Origin of the sequence: Collinsella aerofaciens (assembly GCF_015552075.1) — a bacterium.
In the GTDB taxonomy this organism is placed as follows: Bacteria; Actinomycetota; Coriobacteriia; order Coriobacteriales; family Coriobacteriaceae; genus Collinsella; species Collinsella aerofaciens_Y.
The window spans coordinates 1-16,421 of the sequence record NZ_JADNDZ010000120.1 but is presented as its reverse complement, the minus strand read 5'-3'; the positions used below and the strand labels follow the sequence as shown (position 1 = coordinate 16,421).

Here is a 16,421-nt window from a genome sequence, read left to right as displayed (position 1 = left end):
CACAATGCCGTATAGCATTGAGAGTAGCACTGCTACAACCGCATAAACCACCGTATCAATACCCCAATATCATGCGACCGTCCACTGGGTGCGACGAGAAAGACTCATGCCAGACCGACAAGATATAGCAGGATATCGCGAGCCAGGCGCAGGATCGCACCGAGAAGCACGAACAGCCCGACTCCCCTATAAAGATATGTCCTCTTCCCGAAGTACCCCGGACGGACTATCAGGAGCAATGCGAAGTAAAATCGGCCGAAGAGCGATAACGCATGGAGCAATTTCAGACCCGGTTCCAAAAAGCCAGCCTATCTATCCGCTTCGGACCTATTTCGTTGCACCGCAACCGGGGCAGCGGTAGCCGGTAAGCACCTGCTTGGTTCCAGTCTGCACCTGATATGTCTCCTGATGCGTCACTGCTTCATGATGAACAGTTGTGTAATCATCCACGGTGTAGTACGAAACGGGCGTCCCAGCCATTGCCATTTTCTTACAATAAGCAGCAAGAGCGGCGTTGTCGTAGAAAACAGAACCATCTGAACAGACAGCATGCGAGCCACTTAGAACCTGCTCGTCCCACGCGTCCTGGTCCACAACAGTACGAGTGCGAGTCTCGTATACGGGGTCGCTGCGGTACTGCGCTTGCCACGTGTGCTCATGGGACGGTTTGTTGGATGAGCCGGAAGAGGGCTTGGAGTCGGATTTTGACGGCGCGGAGCCGGAGCCCGTGGACGGCTTCGCCGCATCGGTCTTCTTGTCCTCGGCCTTCACGGCGCTGTCGGCCGCTGCGTCCTTCTTCTCCTCGACCTTCTCCTTGTCGGCAGCAGGTGCCTTGGAGGCGTTGTCCGTGACCTTGTTCACCACGTCCTTGCCGGCATCCCCCGTGAGGGTACCGTCGCCCTTGGAGATGGCCTCGTTCACCTTGTCGAGCACCTTGTCGATGTCGTCCTGGGTCACGTTCTCGGCGGGCTTCGTCTCGCCGGTGAACTCGGTGGAGCCGGAGTCCTTCGATTCGCCGGAAACGGCCTGCTCGCCGCCGCCTGCGGGCGTGGTGATTGAGCCGTCGGGGTTGATGATGGGGATCGCGGTGATCTCCCAGGTGCCCTCGGTCAGCTGGACGCTGTCTTTGCCCTCGATAGCGTCGGATGCGGATGTGGCATGGTAGAACTCGACGCCCTTGTCGGCGCCGTCGGTGCAGACGTAGCGGGTGATCAGGGGCGAGGAGTCGGCAGTCACGCCCTCGGCCTCAATCTTTACGGTCCAATCCACCGCTGGCTCGGTCTTCTCGGAGATCTGTTTCTTGCCGCTGTCGCCATCGGCCTCGATCTTGGTGATCTCGGACTTTGGGGCGAAGGCGCCGGTAGCCCAGGCGCCGCCGAGTCCGAGCCCCGCGACAACGAGCGCGACCGTTGCGCCGATGGCGACCTTGCGTTTCAGGGGCATCTTGCCGCTGCCGCCTCCATCGGGAACGAGGTTCAGGTCCTGGCCCTGGTCGTCTTGATTGTTGAGGTTATTCTCATCCATTATGTTGCCTTTCTCTAATCCCCTATCGGATTCTATTCTATCGTTCGGACATGATGGTCTCGGCCACACGGTCGACCCGGACGCCATTGGCGATCAGTTCAAGCATGGTCAGTATGCGGGTCTTCTGCACGGGACCCAGGGAGCGAATCGTCTTGGTCTCGGATAAGCCAAGAGCACGAAGGAGCGTCCTTGCCCCCACCGCGCCCACGCCAGGGCAGTTCTTGAGGAATGCGAACAGCCTGATTTTGGCAGCGACGTTGCCCCCATCGTTGAGGACTTCGGCTGGACTGATCTCCCCTGCCTTGAGACGCTCCTTGAGGGCTGCGCGATCGCGGCGCACTTCGACAGAGCGTTCTCGACCCTGGTCTGATATTTGCTTTGAGTAGCGGAATGATTCATTCGGCATGGCACCGTCTCCTTAAATCCCTATCGCGGACTGATGGGCGCCTTTGATAGCGGCGCATTGACGGTGCTGATCACCTTTAACCACTTATACCCCATGATGGGCGCAAAAACAAGAAACTTTGGCCTTCTTCCAGTAAGGGGCATCTATTTTACAGCCGTTGTAGGGCATTTGGAGGCGCTTGTCCTGCTGGGGAGCTACGTCCACCTACTCTTTCTGATAACCTTTGAGACATGCGCCATGATGGACGGGTATAATCAACGTGTTACATCGTAGTACGTTGATTGGATCGATTATGGCAATGAGCGCGACAGCCATCAGGTTCGACGATGGCGAGAAGGACTGGATCCAGTCCTATGCGAGCGTTCTGGGCATGTCCTTTTCCGAATTCGTGAGGAGCGCCGCCCTCGAAAAGGTCGAGGAGGCTGCCGACATCAAGGCATACAACGAGGCGCTGATGCAAGACGACGGCACTCGCTACTCAATGGACGACGTTATGCGCATGGCAATGGAGGCCGAGTGAGCTTCAGCGTCGAATGGTCTAAGGCGGCGACCAAGCAACTCCTCAGTATTCCGAAGAAACAGCGGCTCATAATCCTGTCCTGGGTCCAAGAGCACCTTGACGGGTGCGAGGACCCGCGCCGCGCGCCAAACGGAAAACAGCTCCAGGGCACCGATTCCGGTTGGCGCTGGCGCGTGGGGGTCTATCGCATCTTGGCAAGAATCGAGGACGGAAAGGCCGTCATCGAGGTCGTGAGGGCCGGCCACCGCCAGGGCGTCTACAAGAACATGCCGCGACTGTAAACCAGAAGAAGTTCGTTAGAACCACCTTGCCGCGATAGCAGTGGGAGAATCTATCTAACGTCTAACTCGTCTTTAACAGTGGCGGCCAAGTCACAACCGCCTTCGATGACGTTGCGCCGAAAGCGTCTCTTCTACGGCCGTTGTAAGGCATTTGGGGTCGTATGTCCTGCTGGGGAACTACAAAGCTACTATCGCTCATTCAATTATCCTAGAATACAAAAACGACAGTGATTGATACGCCGATTACGAAGGATACACAATGATTATCTCCCCAAGCAAGATGCAGACACTGAAGGCGGCGCCGAACTCTGCCTATGAGGTCATCCTTCCGGAATTCCTCTACCACTCTAACAAGATCGAAGGATCCACCTTTACGCTCGATCAGATCGAGACGCTCTATGCACGGAATAAGGTTACGGGAGACCACGACTTTGACGACATCATTGAGACCAAGAATTCTTTCAAGATGTTCGATCGAATGGTCGACACGCTCGGAGTCGAGCTGACGCCGGAACTCCTCATTGAATTCGAGACGATCCTTCACAAGGGAACGACCATGGCGGCCAACGGGGAAAGCGGGCATTTCAAGTACATTCCCAACCGTATCAGAAACAGCTCGGTGCAGGTTGCCCTTCCGAGCGACATTCCGACCGCCATTCCGGCACTGCTCGCCGAATGGGAGAGCAGCCCAAAGGACTTCGAGTCGATTTCCCGTTTTCACGCAAGGTTCGAGCACCTGCATCCGTTCCAAGACGGCAACGGGCGAATCGGTCGACTCATCATGATGAAGCAGTGCATCGAGAACGGGGTGGACCTTATCGTCATTGACGAAACGCATGCGGATGAATACAAGAGTTGGATGGAGATTGCGCAGACTCAGGGCAACTTCCGATTCTTCGATGAGGTTTTGCAGAAGTGTCAATGCTCCTTTGACGCGAGAATGCACGAAATAGGGGCCGATATTCTTATTCAATATACCCCGGAGACGCTCGAGGAGGGAAAACGCTCGGTTGATCATTCCACACCTTCGACTTCGAAAATCCAGGCAGACCTGAAGACCCTCGAGAATAAGAAACGAGCAGCCGGTGCGCCTTCGTATAGGGGGCATAACTCTCACAATGTTTAATATTGGCTCTGTTAGACCAGCATTGACATGCAGCACTTTTTCAAGCTAGAAAGAAAATACCCGAGAGCAATTCGTTTTTGTTCTCGGGCATTAGTTTATTTCGGAGGTTTGAATGCTGTTAAAACTGACAAAGCACGTTCGTCTGAGTTGCAGATATCAATGTTAACCAGTTGGCTAACCTCTTCAAGAAGCGCTGCCGCCTTCTTTCGGGTTTCTGCTAGCTCCTCCATTCTTTCTTGAATAACCCGCATCGATTTTAGATTGGGAATCGGAAGTTGTAGCTCACCAAGGACATCCCAAGAAATTCGTGTCCTTCCGATACCTGTGGAAAGCAATATCAAATCTGAGCGGGCTGTATCAGATCTGATTAACGACCATAGCGTATAAACGGTCAATGGGTCTTTTGGCTGAATAACGGTATATTCAGAGGACACGTATAAACCAGCTGTATTTGAATCGACAACGGCAACGGCGCCATTAACGGCGTTGATGTTACTTAGAACGATATCGTCTTTTTTTAGCTTAAAAAGCTGTTCATAACTAACATCCTCTGCGTAAGATTCATCACCCGCGGCAATCGTTCCGTCATACCTAACAACTGCAAAGGTGACTTTCTTCTTCCTGTTATCCCCTCTGGTGTAAAAGAGGTCACCCGCTCGGCCCTCACAAGCGGCACCGGAAGCCCAAATGGGTTCAGCAATGTCTTTGACAGCACGGACTCTATAACCACGTTCGTTCCATTTTTCGACGTTTCTGCCGGCAACAAGAAGCGTGGCTTTTACATCCATCCGGTTTTCTATGCGTTTTGGATCAACCGAATACAGTCGAGCAATTTCAGGGTCACCATCTAAAAATGCTTTATATCCATTAACGATATCGGTGATCTCTTCTTTCGCCTTTTGCGCTGTAATTGCGTCAGACGGAAGAACTCTCTCCCTGTTTGGACTATCTAGCCCCACATACGAGCAGTATCGCATATAGACTCGTGGCTGATCCTGGGCGGCATCTATCTTCTTCTGCAAAAAGAGCAGCGATGTCTTGACTCTTGCCTGAGAGCGTTGGAATGCGTCACCGGGGAGCGATATAACTGCCTTGACGATGAAATGACTCCTGATCCAGTCCCTGACGTAAGAAGTGTCTTCACCTCCAAGTATTCCATCGTCTAGCACGGTTATTAAAGAACCACCAGGCTTTAGAATGTCGTAATAGCGTTCAATGAATAAAACGCTTGAGCGTACGGTTCCACGCAAACTCGAGACCCCATTTCCATCTGGACGATGCGCGATGGAGTAATCTTTGAGAAGGGTTAAATCAGACGGTTCGGAGCATTTATACTCCGCAGCAAACGGCGGATTGGTTAGCGCCAAGTCGAAATAGCCGTTACGCCCGGAAATTGCATCTCGAAATTCCTTTTTCTCGCTCCTTAATTCGAGCGAATCCGCGTCCTCTTCTACAGTGATGTTCTTATCAAGGGAATCTAGCTGGAAGATTTTGCTACCGCCGTCTCCATGAAGAAACATGTTCATACGAGCAATACGTGCTAAAGCTGGATCCCTAGCCGCATCGATGCCCCATATGCAATTTTCGGCAATGCTTTTCTTGATTTCCTGTTTTTCTCTCTTCGACAGAGAGGCATTGGAATCAACTTTTTCCCACATGCCATTCAGGGCCCCAATAAGGAACCCGCCAGAGCCGCAGCACGCATCAATGATTTGTGAGCAATCGGAGATGTTTCTACCAACGTGCAGGTCTGAGAGGCCTACAGCGATATCAACAATACTTCTCGGCGTAAAATACTGCCCAAGTGATTTACCCCTTAAAGTCGCGTTCAGAAACGTTTCGAACATGCGTCCGTTGAGGTCGTCTTCAATTAGATGAAGATCAACTCCTTCAAATCGCTTAACAAGTTCTTTAATCGTTCCTGCGGATAGACGTATCTTCTCGTTGGGTTCAAAAATGCGCTTCTTCTTTTTCTGGGCAATCAGATCCTCGAAGTTCTTTACCAACTTAGCGAAAAGAATCGTGTTGACGGGATTTGGGGTCGTTTCCTCGGCCTTTTTTATCCATTGGGATGAAAATTTAGCTCGTGAAATTGGCACCGAGTAACCTTCATCCGTTTCATATCCTTCACTGCATTCATGAGCTTCTTTATCGGAGGTCATTTTTAGGAAAATCACCTTCACAAATTCAGTGAATGCGGCTCCATAGCTGAGATGTTCGTGCTTATAGATATAGGAATGTGCGCTTCCGAATAGTTTATTAACCGCAGAGGGCCCGATTTGCTTCAACACGATGCGCTCTTCCTCTTTTTCACTCGAGAGCTCAGTAGGAGGAGTCGTGTTAAAAGAACGCGGTGACAGGTATCCGGCAAAGGTGTCGAAGGCCTTGGAGCCCTTATTCATATCAGAAAGAGACAATGTGAGAACGGGCTCTGCACTATCCCATCTGTACAGCTGCGTTTTCAAGCCGTTCGTTAAAACGAAGTATTGGACTGGATTGTCTTTATAACCCTGGTTGATTAGGAGGCAATAGCTTGAGCATTGTCCGACCCAATCGTCTAGATCTTCCTTGGTTGATTTGGCGTCAATGACGAAACGCACCTTTCTTCTATACGAAAGTGCGTAATCGGGCTTGTAAGGTATCTTCTTTCGGCCCAAGTTTACATTGAGTGCCGAAATGCTTTCCTTTGTTTTTATTTGACTGTCTGACCAGCCCAGGCGCTTGAGAAGCCTGTCTACAAAAAACTGCTCTACAGATGCTTCATTACTCAAATCTTCTTCTCTGCAGATTGCTTTATTCGCCGTATTATTCATTCGGTTTATTTACTTTCATCTCAAACGGCATGCCACCCTCGCGGATCACCGCTCGGAGGAACATGTTCATCGCCGCGGACATGGACAGACCGAGCTCATCGAGGATGGCGGACGCCTCCTTCTTCACCTCCGGCTCGATCCTGATGGTGGTTGCGGGTATGTTCGACGGCATGGCGGCTCCTATCTCTTGTGTATACCACGGTGCCACCATTTTAACGGACTAAGCCGCCCTCGATACCCAGTAGTCCATATAGGGCGGTAGGACGTTGAACATGTCACGAATGCGGGTCGCGCAGGAGCCGTTGGCGAGCTGACGAGCGACCGTGGACTCCGCCGTGCGGGAGTCGGTTGCCATGAAGGTGCGGCACCAGCGGAACCAGTCGAGGTAAGCGCCGAGGTGCCTGGTGGACACTCTCAAAGCGCAGGTCCACCGTCTCGCTATAGGTCCTCGATTCCTTTTTATAGGAGGATATTGCTTGTCCCTTGTTCCGAAAGGACTTTGGGTAGCTGAACTCGTCATTTTCGATATTTGAGGTCAGATGCTCTCTGCCAATTTGCCCTATGATGTCAAGCCGCTTCAATTAGGACCACCGCCCAGCGGCAATCCCCATAGGTGCGAAGCGCCTATCTACTCTCTCCCTCTTGACCTCCGGCTCTATCCGGATCGTCGTGGCTGGTATGTTCGAAGGCATGGTTGCACTCTTTCTCGTATATCACGGTGCAAACATTCTACCGTTCCTATGCCGCTGCGGCATCCTAATAGTCCATGTAAGGCGGGCGGGACGTTGAACATGCCCCTGATACGGCTCTTGCAGACGCTGTTCGCGAGCTGGCGGGCGACAGCCCCTCTGCGGATTTGCAATCTTTAAAAAGTCTTTTCGCAAACCAAAACGCTGCGGTATCGATCGCCGCCAATCGCGGAAGAGCATGTCACCAACGTGATAACAGAGTCGGAACCAGAGGAATCCGACTTCGCGCTAGCGTGCTCAGCCAATGAAGTGAGCCAGGCCTTGAAGTCTAACTCTCCAGCAAAGTCAAATCGTAGAAGCAGATCAAAGTTTTTAGGAACTCTCATGCCAAGCAACGGCATATATCGAATGGTATTGCCATCTGCGTTCGTGAATGTCACGGCTCCAATATTTGCAAAACAATCCGTCCGATAACAATTCTGGAGTTCGGTAAAGCCCAGAGTTCCATATCCCATGTTATGAGCGTACACGAGCATGTTTGCACTTGATGGCGATGAGCCTTCAGCTATATACGGACACCCGGAGAATGACGGTAAGCGATCGAAACCGTGATTGAGGTAGAAACCGTTAGGGTCACCCTGGCGGCATGAGACAACGGGCGTTGAGATCGAGGTCCCTTCGACCGTAAGCCAACCGGCGTAGTCCGGGTTCTCGTCTTTTAGAGACACGCCGCCGTCTGCTTGCGCTTTCTGTTCAGCTGCATTTGCGATTGCAGCCTCTCTAACAATCTCGGCACCCAGGCATATGAAGATAAACACTGAGGCGACAAGAACACCAACCGTCAATTTCACGGCAGTGGAGCTTTTGCTACCAGATGCGACGCGCTCACAATTCCGATCGAAACGCCTTTTCGCAATTTTGCTGAACGGACCTACGAGGGGAATCATCCCTGCTTCTCCTTAAGATGCTCCTTAACGCCCGGCCATTTCATGGCCTTTTCAGGCGAATATTCTTCATGCTCATGAAAGCGCTTGACCTGAAAACCGCAACCGGACGCAAGCGCAAATGAACCGCCTCTATATTCCCAGCTGTTGGACTCACAGACGATGGACTTGCCGGACTTAGACACCTTCAGCGCGCGACCGCACAACGGGCAGACTCCGTATTTCCTTAGATTCGTCTCCTGGGCGCGCCTCTTGACGCACTCGATGAGTATAGTCGCATCCCTCTTGGTAAGGTCGTCGTAATCTAAGTCACCTGCAGAATCGCCCAAAAGCCTCCTGATAAAAGCAATCTGCGGTTCTGAAGCGGGGTCCTCGGCCCATTTTGCCGCGCGCTCACGGTCCCAAAGGGCCCTATCGTGTGAGGTCTCATAATTCGATTCAAGCCACAGGAGTATGTCCTGCTCGGCAACATCAAGCGACCTATAATACCTGCGCTGGGTCTCCCCCAGTCTCGTAAGGTCCGCGGTGCAACAGTCGAGAAGGTCAGGCTTGTATAGCGTGACCTGCCACCCCCTGTCGGATGCACCGGGACCGGCGATATTCCGATCGCCGTTGTAGTGCACGACCCAGGCGATGGACCCAGTGGAAGAAAGTACGTTGACCTTGCGCGACGTGAGCACCCAACCGGATGGACAATCCTCCACTTCCTCGACTCTTCTTCCCAAGTCGAGAAGCGAGCCATCGAGTTGTTTCCTGCCAACCCTGTCGGGAAAATCCCTCTCGTTGAGTCCGAATAAAGTCGGCGGCGTGCAGATACTCTTATCGTCAGATACGCCCAGGCAGTCGATAAGCCTGAGAGACTTCTTTTCATAGCCGGTTACGGGGTCGGTGTAGAGTCTCAGCCCTCGCCCAACCATCTGCGTGTAGAGCGATGGGTTCTTCGTCGGTCGGGCCAACAACACGGTCTCAATGAGTGGCATGTCCGTGCCCTCGGTAAAAACGCCGTAGTTGATGAGGCATGGAATCTCTCGCGCCGTGAACGCATCGATGATCTGTCGGCGCTCATCTGCCGGCGTGTTTCCGTCGACAACCACAGAGCCGGGAATGAGCTCGGCCAGCGAGTAGGCATGGTGCACGCTCGAAGCGAATACTAGTGTCTGGCCAATATGGAATTCTTTATATGCAGCTGCGACCTGACGGTTCGTCTCAGGGCGGTCAACGCGCTTTGCAAGCTCTCCTACCCGGAAATCGCCCATTCCGGTACGGACGCCCTTCGTCGACCAGTCCACGATGGTTCTACGGCAGTCGATATCGCAAAGATAGCCATTGGAGATTCCCCAGCGCAGATCTTTCTGAAAGACGATATCGTCGAAAACAGCCCCGAGGCCTCGATCGTCCCCCCTCCTCGGCGTCGCGGTGAACCCGATGTGGAGGCGCGGCCTCAAGTAGTCGTAAATTTTACGATAAGACGGTGCCAGGGCATGGTGCGCCTCATCGGTGATAACCATATCGAATTCGCCAGGCTCAAAGTCTCTCTCGAGTCGATTTGCGAGCGTCTGGACAGAAGCCGAGACGACCTCCTCGCCATGCGAGTGCCGTTCGGCCTTTTCGATGCCTACCGGGCAGCTGTAGTACTTAACCGGCTGGGTAACCAGTTCCTCACGGTGTGAAAGCAGAAGAACCCTACCCTTCCGGGCGATCCTGCTGAAAGTCACGGTCTTGCCGAGCCCCGTTGCCATCTGCACGAGATGCGATCCACTCTCGAGGGAGTCGCAGATATCCACACACTCCTGCTGATAGTCCCTGAGGACAATCTCATCGGGTGCCATCGCTCCAGCCTTCCTCAACGGTAAGCCCTTCAACGCCGGCCGCCAATCCGTTGACGAGCGCGGCGTGCGCGGCGGGTCCCATCGCAAGAACCTTGGCAATGAGTTTCTGGATGTTTCCGAAATACCAATCCTCGTTCATCAAGCAGGCGTCATCGTTGAAGCCCAGGCGATCTGGCAGCGTGATAGATAGACCGCAATCGAAATCAGATAGAGGGTCGCGCGTGAGGAGGGCAAGGCCATGGGACTCGACGAGAAGGGCCCTCGCTAGGTCGTCCGAGCTCACGACAAGCATCCTGTCACACAGCTCGCGATACTCGTCATTGTCGCCCCCGGGCATCTTATAGCTCCTATCGAGGAATATGCCACTGTCGGGATTAGATATATCGAGGTACTCACGCTGGAGTGCGACGCCTGATTCAAAAGACGGATCTGGCATATGCACTTCGTCGATACATCCCGTCTCGTAGTAAATCCTCAATGAAGAAGTGTTCATCTTTAAACCGTGTTCTTTCTCTCGGAAACCGTTCCGGCTTCGGGACGGACGTAAACCGAAGGCATTTGCGATTTCGCCGCCTTCTCAATGCTCTCGATGCGGTCACTGCCCTCCTGAAGAATGTGCCTTGAGGCGGCTGACTCCAATGCGGCGGCGACCGCAATCGAGTCTCTTGTCCGGATTGAAGTCGGAACGCTGAGTCTCCGGCCGTGTGACCTTCTCAGAAACTCACCGGCCGAGGGGACTCCCCTTAGGTCCCTCACTGTCCTGACTCCGATAAAACCCTCGATTGCAACGAGAGACTCATTTAGCGACTCGGCATCAGCTCGCGCCCTATCGAGCGACACGGAGAGCTCACCAAGCCTGTTTCTCAGCCCATCTAGGATTAAACTCGCTTCGACGGCATAGCGCTCAGCCCCTAATGCGTCGGCAGATATCTTTGATAATGCCGCGCTGCAGAAAGCGGTATCGGTATCAATTTGGGATAAAAGAGCGTTTCTCTCTTTCCTGTCTGCCGGCGTAAAAGATAATGACGACTCCAGCTCGGCAAGTCTCGCCCTGGCAGACGAGATCTTTTCCGAGCGTTTAAGAACCTCCTCCGCAATGGAAATCGATGACTCGATCTCATGGACCTCATGCTCCATGGCCTCGACCTTGAGCATCTGAGACCTGAAGGCACCCTCGACCTCCGAGACGGTGCTATACCCATTTGCGGAAATAACGGACAATGCTTTGACCCCGGCGCTAATTGCGCCGATGCCGGCGCGCTTCGATTTGGATGCAATCCTCCACTTAAGAGCATTGTCAAAACCCTTATCTCGCGGAGTGTAGCCAAGGCTCTTTGCCTTTGCCTCATTCAGTTTACGGTCGGAGATTCTTGATTCGATATTCCCGGCTACAACATCGACGGGTATTCCCAGCCGGGCACGAATGCCGAACTCGTCGTAATTTGAACCGAGTGAGGACGCAAGTACCTTCTTGTCGTGCCCGCCGCTATCGGGGTGCCTATAGCCGATACCCCTGCGGCTCCATTCGACAGTAAAGCCATCGGCCTCGAACCTCTCTACGAACTCATCCCAGTTGGAGCTGTTTGCGATTGACCTGTCTATGGCGTCTCTGATTTCCGCAACCCAACTTCGGCCTCCACGGCGCCTAAGTGAGCGCTCGGCCGCACTCATGCGAACTGACTGAATCGTGGGGGTCTGCCGTCCCTCACGTACTGCTGCGCGCCAATCAGCAAGGTCGGGAAAGTAATTCATTCCATGCTCTTCACCGATCTTTTGAGCCTGATGGTCGAGCATGTCGCTATCCTCAGGTGAAATCTGAACTTTGAGACCCGTGGACGCATTTACAGCATTGAGAATTATGTGGGCGTGCATGACGCCACTTGCATTGTCGTCGTGTACGGACCAGATCCACTGCCAGCCCCGATCGGCAGGCCATACCCTCTCACACCACTCCTGGGCGAGCTGGCCAACCTCCTCTGCCGACGCGCGGTCCCTGGGGTCAGGTGACAAAATCCATTGATAGTAATTTCTCCAGATGAGATTTGGATTTGATTTCCTTTTCTTCTCAAACCACTCTGGGGGCTTATCCTTGCCGAATCTCTTTCTCGTCGCATCCATCACCTTATGCCATCCGTACGGGGTGTCGGGCAATCCTGGAGAGTGGCCGAACGCCATGGAGCGCGAGGCGGACTTATCTCCGGCAAGGTATTTTTCGATTCTCTCTTCGTGATCCTCAGTGCTTCGATGCCCAAATGAAAGGTAGTCATCGATCTGTTTACAGCTGCCTCCGCCACCCGAGAGCGTCTTAAGAAAGGGCATTACGTCTCCTTTCAGTCGGATATTCAGCCTCGATTGCACGCGAGAGACGCTCGCATGCATCCATCAGACGCGGCTCGACGGTATCGATTGCTGCGAATATGGCCATAGACACCCTTCTCGCTTCGGCAGCGCGCGACTGTCCCGCTATCGCCTTTGCGTTTAAATTGAGCTCAGACAGCTGCGTCGAAATCGTATAGAGCTCGTCCCAGATATCCCTTAAGGCCGATCCTGATGAGGCATTGGTCTCGTAAAGCGCCTTGTACAGAATGTACTCAGTGACACTCATGTTGAGGCTGTTTGCCAATGCACGAATGGCCTCCGCTTCCTCAACGGTGCTCCTGGCCTCTATACGGGCCCTTTTTGGCTTTTTCTCACGGGACATTTCACCCACGCGCCGTCTCCTAACTCATGCTTTAACAAGCGTAGGGCAGCGACACGTATCGTGCCGTACAACTTGGTGACATGCGGTGCCAATGTTTTTGCAGGTGAATGGCTATGGAATTTCTGGGTTACGCCATTACTGAATTGCGCACAAGCCGAATTTAAGAACAACGTAATAAGCGAACTACGGAACTGCGTAAGAGCGGAATAGCGTAATCACGTAACTACGCAACAACGTGATAAACGAACGATTGAAATTCGGTAAGCGTGAAACGCTTGCAACAGTCAGCCGCAACGTTGAGTAATGCCCTCGATCTAATGGGGTCATCGCTATTCAGTATTCCGGCTCGATTGACACAAGGAGCCAGCCCTCTATCGAAATCCATCAGAACGTTTCTCGACGAGCCCATGAGGCACGTCTTGCTTAAAATCTCAAGGCAAGATGGGTGGCTGGAGTCGATTACGGACATCCCATTTGGTTCAATTACGGCGCATCGTTACGTACATACCGAAAGAGAGAATAACGTAAAAGATGAACAGCCGTACCGTGACATAGCTGAATAACGTAACTACGAAATATCGGAACTATATAACAATGCAACTTCAATTTAACGATACTGTTGAACATTCAAAGAATGGGATTCTAGTCGTACCCGCCGACACACCCCAGACGATGCCCACCGGCAAAGCAAGCACCAGCGACCCCGCGCTCCCGCCTAAACGATCTGGGGAACTAGGCCTTGGTTTAAACTGGCTAAGCGTTTCGTTAGCCTTATGACCCCCGTTTGGCTATCAAGCAATGAGGCCAAAAACGACAGTATCGGAGTCCGGTCCATCCATCCGGCGCTATTGCGGCCCCCTCGAATGCGAAGCCGAACGCGCCGTGCCCATAGTTGATTGACGACCGGCGATCTTTCCAAATCAACGAAAAGAAGATGTTGGCTAATAGCTCATTAACGTTAAAACGCAACTGCGTAATAACGTAACTACGTAACTACGCAGTTACGTAGTAAAGGAATAACTGAAATACGAAAGGTGGGGAAAGCTTGTCGCAGCCAAGAGCGACGCTGGGTAGCGTCCTTCGTCTAACGCCATAATCGCAATTATTTGTTCTCACTCAAGCGGCATAGGGAGGCCGATCTTTCTATCGAAATCTATCCGAAATCTTCTCGACGAACCCGTACCTCACGTATTGTCTAAGAGCTCAAGACAATATGGGTGGCTTGGGTCGGTTACGGATATCCCGTTTGGGTCAATTGCAGCGCATTGTTACGTACGTACCGAAAAGGTGAATAACGTAAAAGGTGAACAGCTGAATTGTGCATTAACTGAATAGCTGAACTACGTAACAACGAAATATCAGAACAACGTAACCACGCAGTTGCAACAAGACGACACTATTGGACATTCAAAGAATGTAAGTTCCGGTCGTACCCGCCCAAAACCTTAGCCAACGTCCTTCGCCAAGAACGACCGGCAGCGACCCTGGGCTCCTGCCTGAGCGAACCAGGGAAACTAAGCCGTGAGTCAAATTGACCAAGCGTCTCCCGTCAGTCTAATGACTCCAATTTGGCTATCAAGCAATGAGGCCAAAAACGACAGGATCGGAGTCTGGTCCAACCATCCGGCGCCATTGCGGCGCCCCTTGAATGTGAAACCAAATATGCCGTGCTCATAATTGATCGAAGACCGGCGATCTTTTCAAATCAACGAAAAGAAATAATTGGCAAACAACTCATTAACGTTAAACCGTAACTGTAGAGAGACTGAATATCGTAAATAGTGATCTGCTCAACTATGTAATACCGTAATTACAACAAAGAGGAACTACGGCGTAATGCAACTACGTAGAAACGTAACTTTGTAACGCCGTAGGCGCCGGGTTTTAGGGCAGAGCCCTAACAAGCGCCGCCCTTGGCGGCGGTACGCTACCGGGCAAAACGCAGTTTTGTACGGCAGCGTACGACACTTGCGGACAAAATTCAGGACCGAACGGTATGATGTTCAATAGTTCTGCTATTCCGTAGTTTCGTGGTTCGCATGTTACGGTTTGCTGCTTTTGCGTTATTGCATCTTGTCGTTACTACGTAGTTCTATAGTTCGCTTTTCCCGTTGTCCATGTATTCACCTATTCCGTATTTCAGCAGCTTGTCAAAAGATCTAACGGGCAATGGGGCCCGGTGATAAATGGTTTCCCATTCGATACCGGAGCCCCATTGCCCGTTAGATCGAGTTAAATAGAAAAACGCCGGGGCCGTCTTTTGGCGGCCCCGGCGTTTCGTCTTATGCCGATGCGGCGGTCACTCTGTCGCCTCTGCCGAACCCATAACCGGATTCATAGCCGTCGGCTTTGACATAAGGATCGCTAGTAGTCCTGACTTTAATCTTGGTCGTCCTCAAGCCGATCCCATCCATGTGACGGTTGACGGATTCGGGGACGACGATCGCGAGCGCCATGGACTCGTCATTGCTGACCTGCTCCGCATAGGCTCGCTTGAGGCCGGAGATGAAGCCAAGCATCCACGTCCCCTTTACGCCCTTCTGGCGTGAGACATTCCCGTACCCCAGGGCCTTCATTCGCACGCAATAGGTCCTGAAGCAGTTCTCGGCCGCATTGGCGCTCGCCCTAAAACAGCACGAGGCGACAACTGAATCCTCGCCCTCGCCAACGAAAACGACAGTCCTTCCATTGTTGCTATATGACGTGTAGGCCCCGCACCTGTAGTTCGCTGCAACAACAAGTGCAAGGGTTTTCTTCCACTCGGGAATTCGACGACCGAGATCGCAGGCCTCCTCGCCGACTTCTGCCGGTGAATCATCCAGATTGATGTCCTCCAACTTGAGGTTGTTCGCAACGAGGAGCCTCTGGAGCGCCAACGAGGCGGCACGCGCTTCGCCTTCGGTCGCGGCGCCGTCGATTAGGGCAACGATCTTCTTGATCTTCTCGTCGCTGTTCTTCATGGTTATCTCCTTTGGAGTGGGGCGAGGACCCGGAGGCCCTCGCCATTGACGGTTCTAGAGATTAGGCAGCTTGTTTCGAGTGATCTGGGCTGTGGGGACACCCCAGTCATTGACGTTGATGAACAGCTGGAAACTCTGGTTCGCATAGGCCAGGTTGATGAACATGCTGCCGTTCGAGCACTCAACGCCACCATCCGGGAAGCTGGCGACGAGCATGTCCTTCTCGGTATGAAGCTCGGACTCAAGCCACACCTCACCGTCCTCGCCACTCCACTTGAAATGGCTCTTGACGCAATGGGGGCCGATCGCCTTGAACGGCTCGTCCGTCCAGGACCCGATTTTGCCCCATTCGTACTCGATCGCGAAGGAATAAGGATAGAAATCGTCCTTGGAACGAGTCGTGACAAACCCGAGTTCAGACATCACCTTGCAGAAATCGAATGACTCATGGTCGGGGTAATCCTCCTCGGTCCCGCCAAAACTATTGCTAGCGGGAATCTTCTTCAGCTCTTCGATGACGGCTTCGAGGTCTTTCTTGGACGGAAACCTTATTTCACCGATACCGGATGCGTAGTAGCCCATCTGGCTCCTCCTAACCGCACGGCGTCGGCACCGCCCCTTGCGTGTG

The 16,421-nt window shown here is 52.7% G+C and carries 15 protein-coding genes; 3 read left to right on the top strand and 12 right to left on the bottom strand.

What is annotated here, in order from left to right:
• Window positions 1–327: 327 nt before the first annotated feature.
• The gene (locus I2D41_RS09135; RefSeq protein ID WP_195246274.1) at window positions 328–1,524 is read right to left on the bottom strand and encodes a hypothetical protein; all 1,197 of its coding nucleotides are present in this window, start codon (window positions 1,522–1,524) and stop codon (window positions 328–330) included.
• A 37-nt stretch (window positions 1,525–1,561) separates the two neighbouring features.
• Window positions 1,562–1,930, bottom strand: coding sequence for a hypothetical protein (locus I2D41_RS09130; protein ID WP_195246273.1), 369 nt, complete (start codon window positions 1,928–1,930; stop codon window positions 1,562–1,564).
• 292 nt (window positions 1,931–2,222) lie between these two features.
• Between I2D41_RS09130 and relB the strand changes: the two genes are divergently transcribed.
• From relB to I2D41_RS09115, 3 genes are all read left to right on the top strand, one after another.
• Window positions 2,223–2,450, top strand: coding sequence for a type II toxin-antitoxin system RelB family antitoxin (relB, locus tag I2D41_RS09125; protein WP_195246272.1), 228 nt, complete (start codon window positions 2,223–2,225; stop codon window positions 2,448–2,450).
• A complete protein-coding gene (locus I2D41_RS09120) occupies window positions 2,447–2,731 on the top strand; it encodes a type II toxin-antitoxin system RelE family toxin (protein WP_195246271.1) in 285 nt (94 codons plus the stop codon). Before relB ends, I2D41_RS09120 begins: the two co-directional genes overlap by 4 nt.
• Window positions 2,732–2,990: 259 nt before the next feature.
• Window positions 2,991–3,857, top strand: a complete 867-nt coding sequence (locus I2D41_RS09115; RefSeq protein ID WP_195246269.1) for a Fic family protein — start codon at window positions 2,991–2,993, stop codon at window positions 3,855–3,857.
• A gap of 95 nt (window positions 3,858–3,952) precedes the next feature.
• On the opposite strand, the gene I2D41_RS09110 is transcribed toward I2D41_RS09115, so the two are convergent.
• From I2D41_RS09110 to I2D41_RS09065, 10 genes are all read right to left on the bottom strand, one after another.
• Window positions 3,953–6,628 (bottom strand): N-6 DNA methylase, encoded by a 2,676-nt coding sequence (locus I2D41_RS09110; RefSeq protein WP_195246267.1) that lies wholly within the window; start codon window positions 6,626–6,628, stop codon window positions 3,953–3,955.
• Between the two features lie 34 nt (window positions 6,629–6,662).
• Window positions 6,663–6,842 (bottom strand): type II toxin-antitoxin system RelB/DinJ family antitoxin, encoded by a 180-nt coding sequence (locus I2D41_RS09105; protein ID WP_195233505.1) that lies wholly within the window; start codon window positions 6,840–6,842, stop codon window positions 6,663–6,665.
• Between the two features lie 48 nt (window positions 6,843–6,890).
• Window positions 6,891–7,082, bottom strand: a complete 192-nt coding sequence (locus tag I2D41_RS09100) for a hypothetical protein (RefSeq protein WP_195246265.1) — start codon at window positions 7,080–7,082, stop codon at window positions 6,891–6,893.
• 453 nt (window positions 7,083–7,535) lie between these two features.
• Window positions 7,536–8,306 (bottom strand): class B sortase, encoded by a 771-nt coding sequence (locus I2D41_RS09095; RefSeq protein WP_195246263.1) that lies wholly within the window; start codon window positions 8,304–8,306, stop codon window positions 7,536–7,538.
• On the bottom strand, window positions 8,303–10,132 hold the full coding sequence (locus I2D41_RS09090) for a DEAD/DEAH box helicase (protein ID WP_195246261.1): 1,830 nt from the start codon (window positions 10,130–10,132) through the stop codon (window positions 8,303–8,305). Before I2D41_RS09090 ends, I2D41_RS09095 begins: the two co-directional genes overlap by 4 nt.
• Window positions 10,119–10,469 carry a hypothetical protein gene (locus I2D41_RS09085; protein WP_195246259.1) on the bottom strand — a complete coding sequence of 117 codons (351 nt, stop codon included), beginning with the start codon at window positions 10,467–10,469 and terminating at the stop codon, window positions 10,119–10,121. The genes I2D41_RS09090 and I2D41_RS09085 overlap by 14 nt, the downstream gene beginning before the upstream one ends.
• A 158-nt stretch (window positions 10,470–10,627) precedes the next feature.
• Complete coding sequence (locus I2D41_RS09080) at window positions 10,628–12,451, bottom strand: relaxase/mobilization nuclease domain-containing protein (RefSeq protein ID WP_195246257.1); 1,824 nt, start codon at window positions 12,449–12,451, stop codon at window positions 10,628–10,630.
• Window positions 12,438–12,833, bottom strand: a complete 396-nt coding sequence (locus I2D41_RS09075; protein ID WP_411161054.1) for a plasmid mobilization protein — start codon at window positions 12,831–12,833, stop codon at window positions 12,438–12,440. Before I2D41_RS09075 ends, I2D41_RS09080 begins: the two co-directional genes overlap by 14 nt.
• A gap of 2,282 nt (window positions 12,834–15,115) precedes the next feature.
• On the bottom strand, window positions 15,116–15,793 hold the full coding sequence (locus I2D41_RS09070) for a DUF2786 domain-containing protein (protein WP_195246253.1): 678 nt from the start codon (window positions 15,791–15,793) through the stop codon (window positions 15,116–15,118).
• Window positions 15,794–15,847: 54 nt separating this feature from the next.
• Window positions 15,848–16,375 (bottom strand): hypothetical protein, encoded by a 528-nt coding sequence (locus I2D41_RS09065; RefSeq protein ID WP_195246251.1) that lies wholly within the window; start codon window positions 16,373–16,375, stop codon window positions 15,848–15,850.
• Window positions 16,376–16,421: the final 46 nt, after the last annotated feature.